Origin of the sequence: Microbacterium sp. BK668 (assembly GCF_004362195.1) — a bacterium.
Lineage (GTDB): Bacteria > Actinomycetota > Actinomycetes > Actinomycetales > Microbacteriaceae > Microbacterium.
Window position 1 is genome coordinate 2217448 of sequence record NZ_SNWG01000001.1, and the last position, 17193, is coordinate 2234640.

The 17193-nt window shown below is 69.0% G+C and carries 15 protein-coding genes; 12 read left to right on the top strand and 3 right to left on the bottom strand.

What is annotated here, in order from left to right; translation table 11 throughout:
* Window positions 1-109 precede the first annotated feature (109 nt).
* Window positions 110-979 carry a CPBP family intramembrane glutamic endopeptidase gene (locus tag EV279_RS09855; protein ID WP_133543035.1) on the bottom strand — a complete coding sequence of 290 codons (870 nt, stop codon included), beginning with the start codon at window positions 977-979 and terminating at the stop codon, window positions 110-112.
* 163 nt (window positions 980-1142) lie between these two features.
* Between EV279_RS09855 and EV279_RS09860 the strand changes: the two genes are divergently transcribed.
* The 3 genes from EV279_RS09860 to EV279_RS09870 all read left to right on the top strand — a co-directional run bounded on the left by EV279_RS09860 (window position 1143) and on the right by EV279_RS09870 (window position 5863).
* Window positions 1143-2981, top strand: a complete 1839-nt coding sequence (locus EV279_RS09860; protein WP_133543037.1) for an ABC transporter family substrate-binding protein — start codon at window positions 1143-1145, stop codon at window positions 2979-2981.
* A gap of 175 nt (window positions 2982-3156) precedes the next feature.
* Window positions 3157-4674, top strand: a complete 1518-nt coding sequence (locus EV279_RS09865) for an ABC transporter permease subunit (protein WP_133543039.1) — start codon at window positions 3157-3159, stop codon at window positions 4672-4674.
* A gap of 1 nt (window position 4675) precedes the next feature.
* Window positions 4676-5863, top strand: coding sequence for an ABC transporter permease (locus tag EV279_RS09870; protein ID WP_133543041.1), 1188 nt, complete (start codon window positions 4676-4678; stop codon window positions 5861-5863).
* Window positions 5864-5873: 10 nt separating this feature from the next.
* On the opposite strand, the gene EV279_RS09875 is transcribed toward EV279_RS09870, so the two are convergent.
* Window positions 5874-6482 (bottom strand): PH domain-containing protein, encoded by a 609-nt coding sequence (locus tag EV279_RS09875; protein WP_133543043.1) that lies wholly within the window; start codon window positions 6480-6482, stop codon window positions 5874-5876.
* 31 nt (window positions 6483-6513) lie between these two features.
* On the opposite strand from EV279_RS09875, the gene EV279_RS09880 reads away from it, so the two are divergent.
* The 9 genes from EV279_RS09880 (at window position 6514) to ddaH (ending at window position 15885) form a co-directional block, all read left to right on the top strand.
* A complete protein-coding gene (locus tag EV279_RS09880; protein ID WP_133543045.1) occupies window positions 6514-8325 on the top strand; it encodes an ABC transporter ATP-binding protein in 1812 nt (603 codons plus the stop codon).
* A gap of 72 nt (window positions 8326-8397) precedes the next feature.
* Window positions 8398-10311 (top strand): translational GTPase TypA, encoded by a 1914-nt coding sequence (gene typA / locus EV279_RS09885; protein ID WP_133543047.1) that lies wholly within the window; start codon window positions 8398-8400, stop codon window positions 10309-10311.
* 190 nt (window positions 10312-10501) lie between these two features.
* The gene (locus EV279_RS09890) at window positions 10502-11263 is read left to right on the top strand and encodes an AzlC family ABC transporter permease (protein ID WP_133543050.1); all 762 of its coding nucleotides are present in this window, start codon (window positions 10502-10504) and stop codon (window positions 11261-11263) included.
* Window positions 11260-11574 (top strand): AzlD domain-containing protein, encoded by a 315-nt coding sequence (locus tag EV279_RS09895; RefSeq protein ID WP_133543052.1) that lies wholly within the window; start codon window positions 11260-11262, stop codon window positions 11572-11574. The genes EV279_RS09890 and EV279_RS09895 overlap by 4 nt, the downstream gene beginning before the upstream one ends.
* 143 nt (window positions 11575-11717) lie before the next feature.
* Window positions 11718-12128 (top strand): histidinol dehydrogenase, encoded by a 411-nt coding sequence (locus tag EV279_RS09900; protein WP_133543054.1) that lies wholly within the window; start codon window positions 11718-11720, stop codon window positions 12126-12128.
* Window positions 12129-12132: 4 nt separating this feature from the next.
* Entirely contained in the window at window positions 12133-12453 is a 321-nt protein-coding gene (fdxA, locus tag EV279_RS09905) for a ferredoxin (RefSeq protein WP_133543056.1), read from the top strand.
* A gap of 2 nt (window positions 12454-12455) precedes the next feature.
* Window positions 12456-13562, top strand: coding sequence for a succinyldiaminopimelate transaminase (gene dapC, locus EV279_RS09910; RefSeq protein ID WP_133543058.1), 1107 nt, complete (start codon window positions 12456-12458; stop codon window positions 13560-13562).
* Window positions 13563-13769: 207 nt separating this feature from the next.
* Window positions 13770-15068, top strand: a complete 1299-nt coding sequence (locus tag EV279_RS09915; RefSeq protein ID WP_133543060.1) for a citrate synthase — start codon at window positions 13770-13772, stop codon at window positions 15066-15068.
* 37 nt (window positions 15069-15105) lie between these two features.
* Entirely contained in the window at window positions 15106-15885 is a 780-nt protein-coding gene (ddaH, locus tag EV279_RS09920) for a dimethylargininase (RefSeq protein WP_133543062.1), read from the top strand.
* Here the strand turns inward: ddaH and EV279_RS09925 are convergent.
* Window positions 15882-17192 (bottom strand): HNH endonuclease signature motif containing protein, encoded by a 1311-nt coding sequence (locus tag EV279_RS09925; RefSeq protein WP_133543064.1) that lies wholly within the window; start codon window positions 17190-17192, stop codon window positions 15882-15884. The two genes, ddaH and EV279_RS09925, sit on opposite strands and share 4 nt — an antisense overlap.
* Window position 17193 lies beyond the last annotated feature (1 nt).

Consider the following 17193-nt stretch of genomic DNA (forward strand, 5'->3'; position numbering starts at 1 on the left):
GTCGCGCGGTTCTCCTCCGCTGGTCGGTGCGAGCGGAGGAGAACCGAGCGAGGGAGGACGGATTGCGACATCCGGTCCTCCCTCCGACTGTTCTCCTCCTGCCGACCTCTCACGCGCTCGGAGTGGGAGTGGGAGTCGGGGTCGGCGATGGCGTCGGTGAGGGGGGAGGGCCGAAGACGCCGGGCCAGAGGCCGGCGGCGATCGGATAGCCCACGAAGGCGACGACGTCGAGCAGCGTGTGCGCGATCACGAGGGGCATGACGCGTCCCCAGCGCTTGTAGCACCACCCGAACACGACGCCCATCACGAAGTTCCCGACGATCGCTCCGGGTCCCTGGTACGCGTGGTACGCGCCGCGAAGGGCCGCGGTCGAGAGGATGATCGCCCACCAGTTCCACCCGAGACGGCGCAGCCGGTCGAAGAGGTAGGCGATGAAGATGACCTCCTCGGTCAGGCCGGCGCGCACCGCCGACAGCACGAGGAGCGGGACCGTCCACCATGCGGCATCGAGCGGCGACGCGACGACGGCGACCGTGATCCCGAGCGCTCGCCCGACCGCGTAGAGCGCGAGTCCCGGGATCCCGATGACGGCGGCGATCAGGATGCCGCGCCCCAGGTCTCCGCCGAAGTGAGTGAAGTCGAGGCCGATCCGCCGGAGCGCATCGCTCCCGGGCTCCCACAGAAGGTAGACGACGAGGGCCACCAGCGCGAGGGCGAAGAAGATGGACAGGAGCTGATAGACGATGTCCCACACGGCCAGCGCGTCGCGGGACGGATTCACCTGCGCCTGCTGCTGCCCGAGGGGAACGGGCGTGAGGAGCCGGCGGACGAGGGTCAGGACCGAGTAGAGGGCCGACTGGCCGACGGAGACGGCCAGGACGAGGCACACCTCCCACGTGTATCGCCGGCGCTCGTAGGCGCTGAGGACCGGGACGGTAGTGGGTTCCCTCTCAACCGAGGGGCCGCCGGGCGAGGTCACCTTGTCAGATTGCCACACTCAAGCCCTGTTGAGTTAAGGCTCTGTAACGTTTTCGCGGTTCCTTTTGACCATCTCAGGAGGCGTGCTTATCGTTTCTTCATCCCCGCGCCGTCCGTCCCTGCTTGACGTGCGCGCACAACCCTGCACAGGAGGAACAGTGAGAATGAAGCGCATCTCGGCGGCGGTGGCGCTCACCGCAGCCGGCGCACTGGTGATCTCAGGCTGCGCCGCCGGTGGCGGCGAGAGCAACAACGACGACTCCGGTCTCGTCGAGGGCTCGTCGATCACCGCAGCGTGGAACCAGGCGTTCTATTCGGCCAACGGCAACACGTCGTACGGCAACGCCACGGCGAACAACAACATCAACTACCTGACGTACGCCGGGTTCAACTACTTCAACAACGTCCCCGAGCTCGTTCAGGACACGTCGTTCGGCTCGTACGAGAAGATCTCGGACGACCCGCTGACGATCAAGTACACGATCGCCGATGACGTGAAGTGGTCGGACGGCACCGCTGTCGACGCCACCGACCTCATGCTGAACTGGGCCGCACTGTCGCGCGCCCTCGACACCCCGGACTTCGACCCGGCCGAGTACACCGACCCCGACACGGGTGAGTTCACCGACGCCTTCCCGACCGACGTCGTCTACTTCGACTCCGGCGTGACGCCCGACGCGCGCTTCGGCCTGGTTCAGGACACCCCCGAGGTCAGCGACGACGGCAAGTCGGTCACTCTCGTCTACTCGAAGCCCTACGTCGACTGGGAGACCTCGTTCGCGTCGCCGCTCCCGGCGCACATCATCGGTGAGAAGGCGCTCGGCATCGACGACGCCGAAGAGGCGAAGACCGCGGTCCTCGACGCCATCCAGAACGACGACCAGGAGGCTCTGGCCAAGATCTCGGCGTTCTGGAACTCGGGCTTCAACTTCACCGCCCTCCCCGACGACCCCGACCTGCTCGTGGCCAGCGGCCCGTACATGATCAGCGACTTCCAGGCCGATCAGTTCATCACGCTGACCGCCAACCCCGAGTACACCGGGGACAACAAGCCGAAGATCGAGGAGATCACGGTCCGCTTCATCCCCGACCCGCTCGCGGCGGCTCAGGCGCTGGAGAACGGCGAGGTCGACATCATCTCCCCGCAGGCCACGGCCGACCTCAAGACCGCGGTCGACGCGATCGACGGCGTCACGGTCCTCACGGGCGTCGAGGGCACGTACGAGCACCTCGACCTTCAGTTCGACCAGGCGCGCAACCCTGACAACATCTTCAAGGACCCGAAGGTCCGCGAGGCGTTCCTCAAGACGGTTCCCCGCCAGGAGATCCTCGACAAGCTCATCAAGCCGATCGTCGGCGAGGACGCGCTCCTGCGCAGCTCGCAGATCTTCGTCCCGGGCTCCGAGGGCTACGACGAGTCCGTCGCCAACAACGGCTCGGACCAGTTCGCCGAGGTCGACATCGAGGGCGCCAAGGCCCTCCTCGCCGAGGCCGGCCTCACCAACCCCGAGGTCTGCATCCTCTACGCGTCGAACAACCCGCGTCGTGTCAACGAGTTCGCCCTGATTCAGGCATCCGCCAACCAGGCCGGCTTCAACGTCACCGACTGCGGCTCCGAGGAGTGGGGCGGCCTGCTGGGCACGCCCGGCGCCTACGACGCCGTGTTCTTCGGCTGGCAGACGACCGCCCTTTCGGTCACCGACTGGACGGCGAACTTCGAAGAAGGCGGGATCAACAACCTGAGCTTCTACAACAACGAGGAGATCAACGCCCTGTCGCAGGAGATCTCGTCGGAGTTCGACGAGGAGCGCCAGATGGAGATCAAGATGGAGGCCGACAAGATCCTCTGGAACGACTTCTTCGGAGTCACGATCTTCCAGTTCCCGTCGGTCACCGCCTTCAGCGACCGTGTCACCAACATCGACCCCTCGATCATCGCGCCGACCATCTTCTGGAACGCGTGGGACTGGGAGGTCACGGACTCGGGCAGCACTGACGAGTAATCCGCAGCAGGTCTGATCCCGGGTCTTCCGGCTCGGATCCGACCGACGTGGGGTGCAGGTCCCAGTGGGACCTGCACCCCACCGCGTTAGACTCCTCTCAGTGGTTGAGCATCGTCGCGCCGCGATCCGCGCGATGGCGCTTGCGCTGATTCACCGATAGGCAGGCGGCCACACCATGGCTTCATTCATCATTCGGCGGCTGATCGCATCGATCTTCGTGCTGTTCGCCGCGACGTTCCTGATGTACATCCTCGTGTCGTTCGCGGGCGATCCCCTCGAAGACCTCAAGCAGAGCAGCGCCCCCAACAAGGCCCAGCTCATCGAAGCCCGCACCAGGCTTCTCAACCTCGACGTCCCCGCTCCGCTGCGCTACTTCCTGTGGCTCGGCGGTCTCTTCCGCGGCGACTTCGGGGTCAGCATCCAGAACCAGCCCGTCAACGCACTGCTGGCGAACGCGATCACGTCGACGCTGACGCTCGTGACCACCGCCACCGTCGTGGCGATCCTGATGGGCCTCACGGTCGGCATCGTGTCGGCCCTCCGCCAGTACAGCGGCTTCGACTACGGCGTCACGCTCCTGGCGTTCCTGTTCTTCTCGCTCCCCATCTTCTGGGTCGCCGTGCTCCTCAAGCAGTACGGCGCGATCCAGCTCAACAACTGGCTCAACGACCCGACGATCTCGGTTCCCGTGATCATCGGCCTGTCGCTGTTCGCGGGAGTCATCTGGATGTCGCTGATCGGCGGCCGATGGCGCCGGCGACTGATCGTCTTCGGCGTGTCCGCGGTCGCGACCGGCGCGGTCCTCACCTTCCTCTCGGTGACGCAGTGGTTCGCCGATCCGGGCATCGGCATCGCCGTCTACATCGTGCTGGCTGTCGGCATCGCCTTCGGCGTGACCGCCATCTCCACGGGGCTTCGCAATCGCCGGGCGCTGTACGCGTCGCTCATCGTGGCCGCGCTCGGCATCGCGCTGTACTACCCGATGACCAACTACCTGCTCAACGGCATGACGCTGTGGCTGTTCCTCCTCTTCGCTGTCCTGTCCGTCGTCATCAGCGGCGCCATCGGGTGGTTCATGGGGGCTCCCGACCGCGCGCCGGTCGCCCGGACGACGGCCATCGTCGGGTTCCTCACCGCCGGTCTCATCGCGCTCAACAAGTACATGTCGTACTGGGAGGCGTACGCGAACTCCAGCCGCGTGCGCGGTCGTCCCATCGCGACGGTGGGCGCGTCGACGCCCGGCCTCGGCGGGAACTTCTGGGTGCAGGGCATCGACCTGTTCACCCACCTGCTCCTGCCGACGATCGCGATCATCCTCGTCTCGTTCGCGAGCTACACCCGCTACTCGCGCGCGAGCCTCCTCGAGGTCATGAACCAGGACTACATCCGCACGGCGCGCGCGAAGGGCCTGACGCAGCGCACCGTCGTCGTGCGCCACGCGTTCCGCAACGCGCTGATCCCGATCACGACGATCATCGCGTTCGACGTGGGCGCGCTGATCGGCGGCGCCGTCGTGACCGAGACCGTCTTCGGATGGGTCGGCATGGGGCGCCTCTTCGTCAACGGCCTCGCGGCCTCCGATCCCAATCCCGTCATGGCGTTCTTCGTCGTGACCGGCACCCTGGCGGTGGTCTTCAACCTCATCGCGGACCTCGTCTACGCGGGCCTCGACCCGAGAATCAAGGTGGGCTGACATGAACACCACAGTCACGCAGGAGCCCGGCACGGGCGAAGACTCGGCCCGCGCCGAGATCTCGATCGAGCAGAAGGAGACCGAGGGTCTCAGCCAGGGACAGATCGTCCGGCGCCGGTTCTTCCGTCACCGCGGCGCGCTCATCGCGATGATCGTCCTCGCCTTCATCGTGATCCTCGCCTTCACGTCTGTCGGCATCAACCTCTGGGGATTGCGGATCACCGGATGGTGGCCCTACTCGTGGGATCAGATCGCGCCGAAGGTCAACAACGGCGTGCCCACGCTGAGCCTCGTGCCCTTCCAGATCGGAGAGCACCCGTTCGGACAGGACGAGGTCGGCCGCGACATCTTCGCCGTCGTCATGCGCGGTGCCCAGCAGTCGCTCATGGTGATGGTGATCGCGGGCGTCGTCGCCACGACGATCGGCGTGGTCATCGGGGCGTTCGCCGGCTACTACCGCTCGCGCACCGACTCGATCCTGATGCGTTTCACCGACATCGTCATCACGATCCCGCTGATCGTGATCGGTGCCGTCCTCGGCAACGCGTTCGGAAGCCTCGGCGCCGCCGTGCTCGGCGTGGTGATCGGCCTGTTCGCGTGGACGACGATGGCGCGCCTCGTGCGCGGCGAGTTCCTCACGCTCCGCGAGCGGGAGTTCGTCGACGCCGCCCGCGTATCGGGTGCCCGCGACCGGCGCATCATCTTCCGGCACATCCTCCCCAACTCGATCGGCGTCATCGTCGTCAACGCGACGCTGCTCATGGCCGGCGCCATCCTGCTCGAGTCCGCGCTCAGCTACCTCGGCTTCGGTGTGCAGTCGCCCGACACGTCGCTCGGCAAGATCGTGTCCGACAACCAGGCCGCGTTCTCCACGCGACCCTGGCTGTTCTGGTGGCCGGGCCTGTTCATCATCGCGATCGCGCTGTGCGTCAACTTCATCGGCGACGGTCTGCGCGACGCGTTCGATCCTCGTCAGAAGAAGAAGCCGAGCGAGCGCGCGATGGCGCGTTCCGGTCGTGCCGGTGGTCCGGTCGCCCCGATCCTCGACACGACCGAGCCGAAGGAGCGCGCAACCGTCACCGTCGCAGGCGAGGCCGTGTACGCGAGCGAAGACGTCGTGAACTACCACGACCCGCGTCCCGACCGACCCGGTGACCCGACGAACGAGCCGCTCAACCCGGAGCGGTGACGGCGTGCTGCTAGATCAGCAGGCCGACCACCGTGGCACCGGCCAGAAGCGCGAGAACCGCGACGGTGGCCCCGTGCCACGTCACGGTCTCGGCGTCCGGGTCCTCGCCGGCGGCCAGGAGGCCGGCGTCGCGGAGCTCCTCCCAACGACCGCGGATGAGCTGCGCGAGGTTGCCGCTCGGCGTCGAGACGGCGTCGGCCGGCCGCAGCTCGCCGTACTCGCCCTTGGCCGACTCGCCGACACCCTCGAAGTCCTTGCTCGCAAGGCCGAGCGTGCGGTGACGGCCGGGGGCGGGAGCCGCCCATACCGACACCGTGCGCCGAGACGTCCGCAGGGTCAGCGCATATCGCGTGTCGATCTCGCGGATCGCCGGCCACGGCACGAAGTAGGTGCGGAGCACGTTCTCGACGGTGATGCCGTGCTGCTGCACACGCAGGGACGGACGCCAGAAGAGCGCCCACGCCAGGACGGCGACGAGCACGATCGGCCAGGCGTAGCGCAGGCCGGCCGCGACATCCCCCCAGAAGAGCGCGACGATCCCCACAGCGCACACGACGACGGTGATGACAGCGAGGGCACGGCCGAAGACCGGCCGGTACACGACCTCCTGGAACGCCATGATCCCAAGCTTCTCAGATTGGACATCTCGAATGACTGACACGAAGGGCCTCGACGCCGACACGACGGCGCCGCGCGACACCCTCCCCGAGCGCATCCTCGAAGTCGAGAACCTCGGCGTCGAGTTCTGGGTCGAGGGCGAGTTCTACCCCGCCGCGATCGACATGAACTACGTCGTCCGGCGCGGCGAAGTGCTCGCCATCGTGGGCGAGTCGGGCTCCGGCAAGAGCACGAGCTCGATGGCGCTGCTGGGTCTCCTGCCCGAGAACTCGCGCGTCACCGGATCCATCAAGCTCCTCGGGCGCGAGCTGAGGGGCGTGGATGACGCGACGCTGCGGTCGCTCCGCGGCAACGAGATCGCGGTGATCTTCCAGGAGCCGATGACGGCGCTCAACCCCGTCTACACGGTCGGCTTCCAGATCATGGAGGCGCTGCGCTCGCACGACCGCTCGATGTCGCCGTCGGGCGCCAAGGAGCGGGCTGTCGAGCTCCTCCGCATGGTCGAGATGCCCAACCCCGAGCAGTCGTTCCACAAGTACCCGCACCAGCTGTCGGGCGGCCAGCGTCAGCGGGCCATGATCGCGCAGTCGATCTCGTGCGATCCGCTCCTGCTCATCGCCGACGAGCCGACGACGGCGCTCGATGTCACCGTCCAGGCCGAGGTCCTCGATCTTCTGCGCAGTCTGCACAAGCGCCTCGACTCGGCGATCATCCTCATCACGCACGACATGGGCGTCGTCGCCGACCTCGCCGACCGGATCATGGTCATGAAGAACGGCGTCGTCGTGGAGTCCGGCACGGTGCACGAGATCTTCCACAACCCGCAGCATCCCTACACGCAGCAGCTCCTCGCGTCGGTGCCGCACCTCGGGTTGGGCGTGCTCGAAGAGATCGATCCGGATGCCCCTGCGGAGGTCGAGACGAGCACGACGACAGTTCCGGCGATCGCCGCGATCCGCGAGCGCGCGACGGAGGCCGCCGACGAGGTGCCCGAGACCCGGACGCCGATCCTCTCGTTCAAGGACGTCGCGATCGAATACCCCAAGCGCGGCCGGATCCCCGCCTTCCGGGCGGCGGAGGACATCAACCTCGACATCTACCCCGGCGAGATCATGGGCCTCGTGGGCGAGTCCGGGTCCGGGAAGACGACCCTCGGCCGCGCGGCGATCGGGCTGCTGCCCATCGCCGAGGGCCGGCTCTCCGTCGTCGGCACGGACATCTCGAAGCCCGCGTCGAAGGATCTCTTCGCGATCCGCCGCAAGACGGGCATCGTGTTCCAGGACCCGGCGTCGTCGCTGAACCCGCGCATGCCGATCGGCCAGTCGATCGGCGAGCCGATCCTCCTGTCGGGCGAGGCGAAGGGCAAGGACCTCGACAAGCGCGTGGAGTCGCTGCTCAGCCAGGTCGAGCTTCCGACGTCGTACCGCAACCGCTTCCCGCACGAGCTGTCGGGCGGCCAGCGCCAGCGCGTCGGCATCGCCCGCGCTCTCGCCCTCGCTCCGCAGCTGCTCGTCGCCGACGAGCCGACGTCGGCGCTCGACGTCTCGGTGCAGGCCCGCTTCCTGGACCTCCTGCAGGACCTCCAGCAGCAGCTGCAGTTCGCGTGTCTCTTCATCAGCCACGACCTCGCCGTCGTCGACATCCTGGCCCACCGCATCGCCGTCATGCACCACGGCAAGCTCGTGGAGATGGGAACGCGCGACGAGATCCTCCGCGGTGCGACCGACCCCTACACGCAGCGACTCATCGCCGCCGTTCCGGTGCCGGACCCCGAGGAGCAGCGCCGCCGTCGCGAGGCCCGCGCGCTGCTCCTGGAGCGCACGGGCGCGGGTGCGGAGAGCTGACAGCGCCCGCCTTGTAGAATGGGGTGCCCCGGATTCCCGGTGGCACCCCATTCTCTTCGCAAGGATCCTTCCATGGCGCGCGCCCTCCGCCCCGACCTCCGCAACGTGGCCATCGTCGCGCACGTCGATCACGGCAAGACCACCCTCGTCGACGCCATGCTGCGCCAGACCGGCTCGTTCGGCGAGCACGCGCACGTCGAGGACCGTGCGATGGACTCGAACGACCTCGAGCGCGAGAAGGGCATCACGATCCTCGCCAAGAACACGGCGATCACGTACAACGGTGCCCACACCGACATCCCGGTCACGATCAACGTCATCGACACGCCCGGTCACGCCGACTTCGGCGGCGAGGTCGAGCGCGGCCTGTCGATGGTCGACGGGGTGGTCCTGCTCGTCGACGCGAGCGAGGGACCGCTGCCGCAGACCCGCTTCGTGCTGCGCAAGGCGCTCGAGGCGAAGCTTCCCGTCATCCTCCTCGTCAACAAGACCGACCGGCCGGACGCGCGCATCGCCGAGGTCGAGGAGGAGAGCCACGACCTGCTGCTCGGTCTCGCGTCCGACCTCCACGAGGACGTGCCGGACCTCGACGTCGACGCGCTGCTGGACGTTCCCGTCGTGTATGCGTCCGGGCGTGCCGGCGCGGCATCCCGTAACCGTCCCGCCAACGGCGACCTTCCCGACAACGACGACCTCGAGCCGCTGTTCGGCGCGATCCTCGAGCACGTGCCCGCCCCCTCGTACGACGATGACGCGCCCCTCCAGGCCTGGGTCACGAACCTCGACTCGAGTCCGTTCCTCGGCCGCCTCGCCCTGCTGCGGGTCTTCAACGGCACGCTCAAGAAGGGCCAGACGGTCGCGTGGGTGCGCCACGACGGCTCGCACACCAACGCACGCATCACGGAGCTTCTGAAGACCCGTGCGCTCGAGCGGTACCCGGCAGAATCGGCAGGCCCCGGCGACATCGTCGCCATCGCCGGTATCGAGGAGATCACGATCGGCGAGACGATCGCCGACCCCGACGACGTGCGCCCGCTGCCCGCGATCCACGTCGACGATCCCGCGATCTCGATGACGATCGGCACGAACACCTCGCCCCTCGTGGGGAAGGTCAAGGGTCACAAGCTCACCGCGCGCATGGTGAAGGACCGCCTCGACCGCGAGCTCATCGGAAACGTCTCGCTCAAGGTCGTCGACATCGGGCGTCCGGACGCCTGGGAGGTGCAGGGGCGCGGCGAGCTCGCGCTTGCGATCCTCGTCGAGAACATGCGCCGCGAGGGCTTCGAGCTGACGGTCGGCAAGCCCCAGGTCGTGACGCGCAAGGGGCCGAACGGACAGGTGCAGGAGCCCTACGAGCACCTCACGATCGACGCGCCCGAGGAGTACCTCGGCGCGATCACGCAGCTCATGGCCTCGCGCAAGGGCCGCATGGACTCGATGGTGAACCACGGCACCGGCTGGGTGCGGATGGAGTTCATCGTCCCCTCGCGCGGACTCATCGGCTTCCGCACCGAGTTCCTCTCGACGACCCGCGGAACGGGCATCGCGAACGCGATCTCGCACGGCTACGACGACTGGGCGGGGCACATCGTCGCGCGTCAGAACGGCTCGATCGTCGCGGATCGCTCCGGCGTCGCGACCCCGTTCGCGATGATGGCGCTGCAGGAGCGCATGAGCTTCTTCGTGCAGCCCACGGAAGAGGTGTACGAGGGCATGGTGGTCGGCGAGAACACGCGCGCCGACGACATGGACGTCAACATCACCAAGGAGAAGAAGCTCACCAACATGCGCTCGTCGACTGCCGACGAGCTCGAGCGGCTGACCCCGCCGCGCCAGCTCTCGCTCGAGGAGAGCCTCGAGTTCGCGCGCGACGACGAATGCGTCGAGGTGACTCCCGAGAAGGTGCGCATCCGCAAGGTCGTGCTCGATGCGACGGAGCGCGGCCGCGCCGCGGCGCGCCTCAAGCGTCAGGACGCCAACGCGTAGTCGAAGCGCCCGCACGCGGCACCACGCGGACGCCTGACACGCACGCGGGGAGACGCCGAGATCCCACGGTTCACGCGTGGATGCCGCATCCCGGAGGCGACCCGTGCCATCTCGACTCGTGGCGGTCAGCCGTCCACGGATGGCAGAGCGGACCGCTTCGGCGCCCGGCAGCCGTCAGTAGGCTCGGGGAGTGAGTTCGGTCCCGCACTTCGACGAGGCGCACGTCGCCGGCGAAGCGCGGCGGGCGTGGCGTCAGGGTCTGGGCGTCGCCTTGGCCACGAGCGCCTATGGCATCTCGTTCGGGGCGCTCGCCGTCGCGGCGGGGCTCGACATCTGGCAGACCTGCGTCCTCAGCCTCGTGATGTTCACCGGCGGGTCGCAGTTCGCGTTCGTCGGCGTCATCGCGTCGGGAGGTCTGGCCGCCGCGCCCTCGGCGATCGCGTCGGCGGCGCTCCTCGGCGTGCGCAACGCCGCGTACGGGATGCGCATGTCGCCCATCATCGGGGCCGGCTTCTGGAAGCGCGCGGCGGCGTCGCAGTTCACGATCGATGAGTCGACCGCCGTGTCGCTCGCCCAGACGACCCCGCACGCCCGGCTGGTCGGCTTCTGGGTGACGGGCATCGGCATCTACGTGGGCTGGAACCTCTCGACCCTCGCGGGCGCGCTCCTGGGTGACGTTCTCGGCGACCCGAAGGCGTACGGATTGGATGCCGCGGCCGCCGCCGCCTTCCTGGCGCTGCTGTGGCCGCGCCTGCGCCGGCGGCAGGCGATCGCAGTGGGCGTCGCCGCGGCCGTTGTCGCGACCGTGCTCACGCCCGTGCTCATGCCCGGCGTCCCGGTCATCGTCGCGGCGCTCGTGGCCGTCGCCGTCGGATGGTTCAACTGGCTCGGTCGCGCGGGCGACGATGCCGAGGAGCCGCTCGACGTCGCGGAGCGGGAGGGCCTGCCGTGACCCTCTGGACGGCCCTGCTCCTGTCCGCGGTCATCTGCGTCGCCTGGAAGGCCCTGGGCTACCTCGTCCCGCCGAAGGTCCTCGACGCGCCGCGCCCCGCGCGGATCGCCGACCTGCTGACGGTCGCTCTGCTCGCAGCGCTCGTCGCGGTGCAGACGCTCGGCGCCGGACAGACGATCGTGATCGACGCCCGCGTCCCGGCCGTCCTCGTGGCGGCGGGGCTCCTCGCGCTGCGGGCGCCGTTCCTCGTCGTCGTCGCCGCGGCTGCGCTCGTCGCCGCTCTGCTGCGACTGTGGGGCTGGGCCTCTTGACGCGGGCTCGGCCGACCGGCGGGGGGGGCCGGCACGGGGCGGGGGGGCTCGCACGTGGCGCGGGGCCGGCACGGGGCGGGGGGCCCGCACGGGGCGGGGGGCCGCTCGTCCCCCTCACAGCGCCGCGCGGGTAGAGTCGGCGGGTGCGTTCCCCCTCAGCTCTCGCGCGTGTCGCCACGTGGTTCGTGGCGTTCGTGGTGGGAGCCGTGTACGGGCTCGCGGGAACGATCGCGCACACGTACGCGCTCGGCTGGTTCCCGCTCGGGCTCGTGCTCGCCGTCATCGGCAGCGGGGCGCTCCTCGTGGCCGTACGCCTGCTCACCGCGGATCGCTGGGCGGCCCTCGGGACCGGCCTCGGCATCGCGGTCGCGACGCTCGTGTTCTCGGGTCGGGGCCCCGGCGGGTCCGTCATCGTCGCGCAGGCCGCGGAGGGGGAGTTCGACGCCGGCATGGTGTGGACCGTCTCGGTGCTCATCCTCATCGTGCTCGTCGTCGCGTGGCCCGACCTCTCCGGCGTCCGGCGGGAAGAGCCCTCGCGCAGCGAACTAGACTGAATCCGTGACGTATGTGATCGCTCTTCCCTGCGTGGATGTGAAAGACCGCGCGTGCATCGACGAGTGCCCGGTCGACTGCATCTACGAAGGGGAACGCAGCCTCTACATCCACCCCGACGAGTGCGTGGACTGCGGCGCGTGCGAGCCGGTGTGCCCGGTCGAGGCGATCTACTACGAAGACGACCTGCCCGACGAGTGGCAGGACTACTACAAGGCCAACGTCGAGTTCTTCGACGACATCGGCTCGCCCGGCGGCGCCGCCAAGGTCGGCGTGATCCACAAGGACCACCCGATCATCGCCGAACTGCCGCCCCAGGCCGACTGACAGTGGGAGTCGCCGACCTCGCGGATTACCCGTGGGACGCCGTCGCGCCGTACGCGGCGCGGGCTCGGCAGCATCCCGGCGGGATCGTCGACCTCTCGATCGGCTCACCGGTCGATCCCACTCCCGCGGTCGTCGCCCGGGCCCTGTCCGCCGCCACCGACGCCCACGCATACCCCCAGACCGTCGGCACCCCCGCACTGCGCGAAGCCGTCGCGGCATGGTTCGCCAGACGCAGAGCGGTGCCTGGTCTGACGCCGGCGGATGTGCTCCCCTCGATCGGCTCCAAGGAGCTCGTCGCGCTCCTGCCGCTCCTCCTCGGCCTCGGGCCCGGCGACATCGTGGTCCATCCTCGTGCGGCCTACCCGACGTACGAGGTCGGTGCCCGCCTCGTCGGGGCCACGCCCGTGGCCGCCGACGATCCGGGGGAGTGGCCCGAGGCCACGCGGCTCGTGTGGATCAACTCGCCCGGCAACCCCGATGGGCGGGTCTGGGACGTCGCGGCGCTCCGCGCCGCCGTCGCGCACGCACGGCGACTCGGCGCCGTGCTGGCGTCGGACGAGTGCTACGCCGAACTCGGCTGGGACGCGCCGTGGGACGCGGAACCGGTGCCGTCGGCGCTCGACCCGCGTGTGACGGAGGGCGACCTGACCGGCATCCTCTCGGCCTACTCGCTGAGCAAGCAGTCGAACCTGGCCGGCTACCGGGCGGCCTTCCTCGCGGGCGATCCCGCGATCCTCGCCCGGCTCCTCACCGCCCGCAAGCACCTCGGCCTGATGCTGCCCCAGCCCATCCAGGCCGCGATGGTCGCCGCCCTCTCCGACGACGCGCACGTCGCCGAGCAGAAGGAGCGGTATCGCGCACGGCGCAACCGGCTCAAGCCCGCCGTCGAGGCCGCCGGCTTCCGCATCGATCGCAGCGAGGCGGGGCTCTATCTGTGGGCGACCGAGGGACGCGATGCGTGGGAGAGCCTCGCCCGGCTCGCCGACCTCGGCATCCTCGCCGGTCCCGGACACTTCTACGGCGATCACTTCCCGCAGCACGTGCGGTTCTCCCTCACCGCGAGCGACGAGCGCATCGCCGCGGCGGCCGAGCGGCTGCACGCCCGCTGACGCATCGATACGAGGCATCGGTGGCATTCCTCCAGTGGATGCCTCGTGCCTTTGGCGGTGTCAACGGTAGGCCAGGAGGGCAAGTAGGCTGTATCTGCGCGTCGACGGCACCCGCCGCCGCGTGAGAAGGCTCATCACGGGCTTCACCTGCCTCCATCGAGCCGACGACCCCCCGATCCGATCGAACCGCAATCGCGAGGAGGCGCCGTGACGGACGCGAGCACGCAGCAGGAGAAGGCCACCCTCTCGATCGGTGACCGCACCGCCGAGTTCCCGCTCTTGTGCGGCACCGACGGCGTGCCCAGTATCGACATCTCGACGCTCACGCGACAGACGGGGCATACGACCCTCGATTACGGCTTCGTCAACACTTCGGCGACCAAGTCGGCCATCACCTACATCGACGGCGACCAGGGCATCCTCCGCTACCGCGGCTACCCCATCGAGCAGCTCGCGCAGAACAGCACGTACCTCGAGGTGGCCTGGCTTCTCATCTACGGCGAACTGCCCACCGCCGACGAGCTCGCGGCGTTCGACGAGCGCATCCGGCACCACACGCTGCTGCACGAGGACCTCAAGCGCTTCTTCTCGGCCCTGCCCCACACGGCGCACCCCATGTCGGTGCTGTCGTCGGCGACCGCCGCGCTGTCGACCTATTACGAGAGCGAGTCCGACCCGAACAACCCCGAGCACGTCGAGCTCAACACGATCCGCATGCTGGCGAAGCTCCCGGTCATCGCGGCGTATGCGCACAAGAAGAGCATCGGCCAGGCGTTCCTCTATCCCGACAACTCGCTCAGCTTCGTCGACAACTTCCTCAAGCTGAACTTCGGCGTCCTGAGCGAGCTGTACGAGATCAATCCCGTCATGTCGCGGGCGCTCGAGCGGCTGCTCATCCTCCACGAGGACCACGAGCAGAACGCCTCCACCTCCACCGTCCGCCTGGTCGGTTCGACCGGCGCGAACCAGTTCTCCTCGATCTCTGCGGGCATCAACGCCCTCTACGGCCCGCTTCACGGCGGCGCCAACGAAGCCGTCCTCGACATGCTCGGCCGCATCCGAGAGTCGGGTGAGAGCGTGCAGCGCTTCGTCGAGCGGGTGAAGAACAAGGAGGACGGCGTCAAGCTCATGGGCTTCGGGCATCGGGTCTACAAGAACTACGACCCGCGCGCGAAGCTCGTCAAGCAGTCCGCCGACGAGGTCCTCACCGAGCTCGGGGTGCACGATCCGCTCCTCGACCTCGCGAAGGAGCTCGAGGAGATCGCGCTCAGCGACGACTACTTCAAGGAGCGCCGGCTCTACCCGAACGTCGACTTCTACACGGGCGTGATCTACAAGGCGATGGGCTTCCCGACCCGCATGTTCACCGTCCTCTTCGCGATCGGCCGCCTGCCCGGCTGGCTCGCGCACTGGCGTGAGATGCAGTCCGACCCGCAGACCAAGATCGGCCGTCCGCAGCAGCTGTACGTGGGGGCGGAGAAGCGCGATTACCCGGGCGTCTCCTGAGCCCATGCACCGCGTCGCGGATCGACGGAGCTGACGGATGCCTCGACTCCTCGTGCGGCGCCCGTCGCCGCACCTCGCCGGCGGCGAGCTGACCCACCTCGACCGTGTGCCGGTGGATCCGGCTCTGGCACAGCGCCAATGGGAGCGGTACGTCGATGTGTTCCGGGACCGCGGGTGGGAGATCGTCGAGGTCGATGCGGCCGACGAGCACCCGGACGGCGTGTTCGTCGAGGACGCGGTGGTCGTGTTCGACGATCTCGCCGTACTGTGTCGCGCCGGCGCCGAGAGCCGCCGCGGCGAGAAGGAGTCCGTGCGCGCTGCGATCGCGACGACGGGCCTGGAGATGGCGGAGATCACGGCTCCGGCGACCCTCGACGGGGGTGACGTGCTCAAGATCGGGCGCACCGTCTACATCGGCGCCTCATCCCGCACCGACGCCGAGGGCATCGAGCAGCTCCGTGCGCTGCTCGAACCGCGCGGGTGGACCGTCGAAGCGGTGCCCGTCAGCAGAGTGCTGCACCTCAAGAGCGGGGTCACGGCGCTGCCCGACGGCACGGTGATCGGCTTCGAACCTCTCGTGGACGACCCGTCGGTCTTCCCGACCTTCGCCGGCGTTCCCGAGGCGCATGGCACGGCCGTCGTCGTCCTCGACGAGCACACCGTCCTGATGTCTGCCGACGCCCCCGACACCGCGGCGCTGCACCGAGCGCGAGGGCTCGAGGTCGTGACCACCGACGTCTCGGAGTTCGAGAAGCTCGAGGGCTGCGTCACCTGCCTCTCCGTCCGGCTGCGCGACGGAGAGCCGGATCTTCGCTAGAACGGCGGGGTGTCGCCTGGTGGGGGCAGCGAGTCGAGAAGCCGGCGTGTCGTGTGGCCGCTGGGGAAGCCGAGTTCGACCGTGTCATCGGGGCGTCGTCGGAAACGCAGGCGCGTGGTACCGCGGAGGGCGTGGTCGGGGTCGCAGAGGGGATGCAGGTTCGCCTGGTCGGTGGGGCCGTGTGCAGCGTATGGGATCCAATGGTCGATGTCGGCTTCGGCGGCGGCTCTGCGGCATCCGTCCCTGGTGCACTGGGCGTGACGCAGCGTGAGCCACTCCCGCTGCTGACGCGTGACCCGGCGCGAGCGGCGGTCCATGTCGAGGATGACGCCGGTGACCGGGTCGGTGATCACCCGCGTCAGCCTCCCGGCGTCCAGGAGCAGCCGGATCGCGGTCGCGTCGTCGATCGGGTCGCCGGTGTCCAGCAGTGGCTCGGTGTTCAGGTCGACGCCGCCCACGCGCGGCGGAGTGCGGCGCACCGATGATCGCGCGGCGGGCGAGAGGCGATCGATGGGGACGGTGACGAACACCTTCGTCTTCACCGCGGCCGGGGTGCCGCGCCCGGTGAGCCGGTCGCGGAACAGGTCGGCGCGTACCTGATCCCGCGTCCGCCCGTCCCGCCGCGCCTTCGAGAGGTGCTTGGCGGTCGCGGTGAGGCTTCTCTTGATGGCGACAGCGTCCGTCGTCGTGACCAGGGCGCTGACCCAGCTCATCCCGTCCTCCGCCGCATGCAGGACGACGCGGCGGCGAGTGAACGCGTCTGCGTGCAGCTGGGCCTCGGGCAGCGGCGCTAGCCGACGCGCGAGGCGCGTCGCCCTCGCGCGGAACGACGCCGGCGCCGTCGACAGCGACACCTCGGCGAGCGTTCGGTCGAACTCCGATAAGGCACCCGCGTGCGCGCCGAACCGCGGCAGCAGCGCCACCGCCGCGTCGACCTGCGCCATGCTTGCGAAACCCTCCCTCGCCCGCGCCCACAGCAGTGGCAACGACGACCGCGCCGCGTCAGCCGTCGCCGCCACGGACCGGATCGTCGCCTCGGACAGGTTCAGCCGCAACGACCCCTCCAGCACCGCACAGCGCTCCGCGGTCCGCACCGGATCGTCGTCACCGGTCAGGGCGTAGATCTCCGGATGCGACCGCGCCCACCCGATCGCATCGGCAAGGCGTTCCGCGCGTGAGGCCGCCAGCCGGTAGAGGTCGTACTGCTCCTCTTCGACCCCGCAGAACGCCACGTGCAGCGCCTCCTCCGCGGTCAGGCTGCCGGGCCGCGGTGCGTCACCGGCTGACTCGCGCGGGATTCGCTCCATG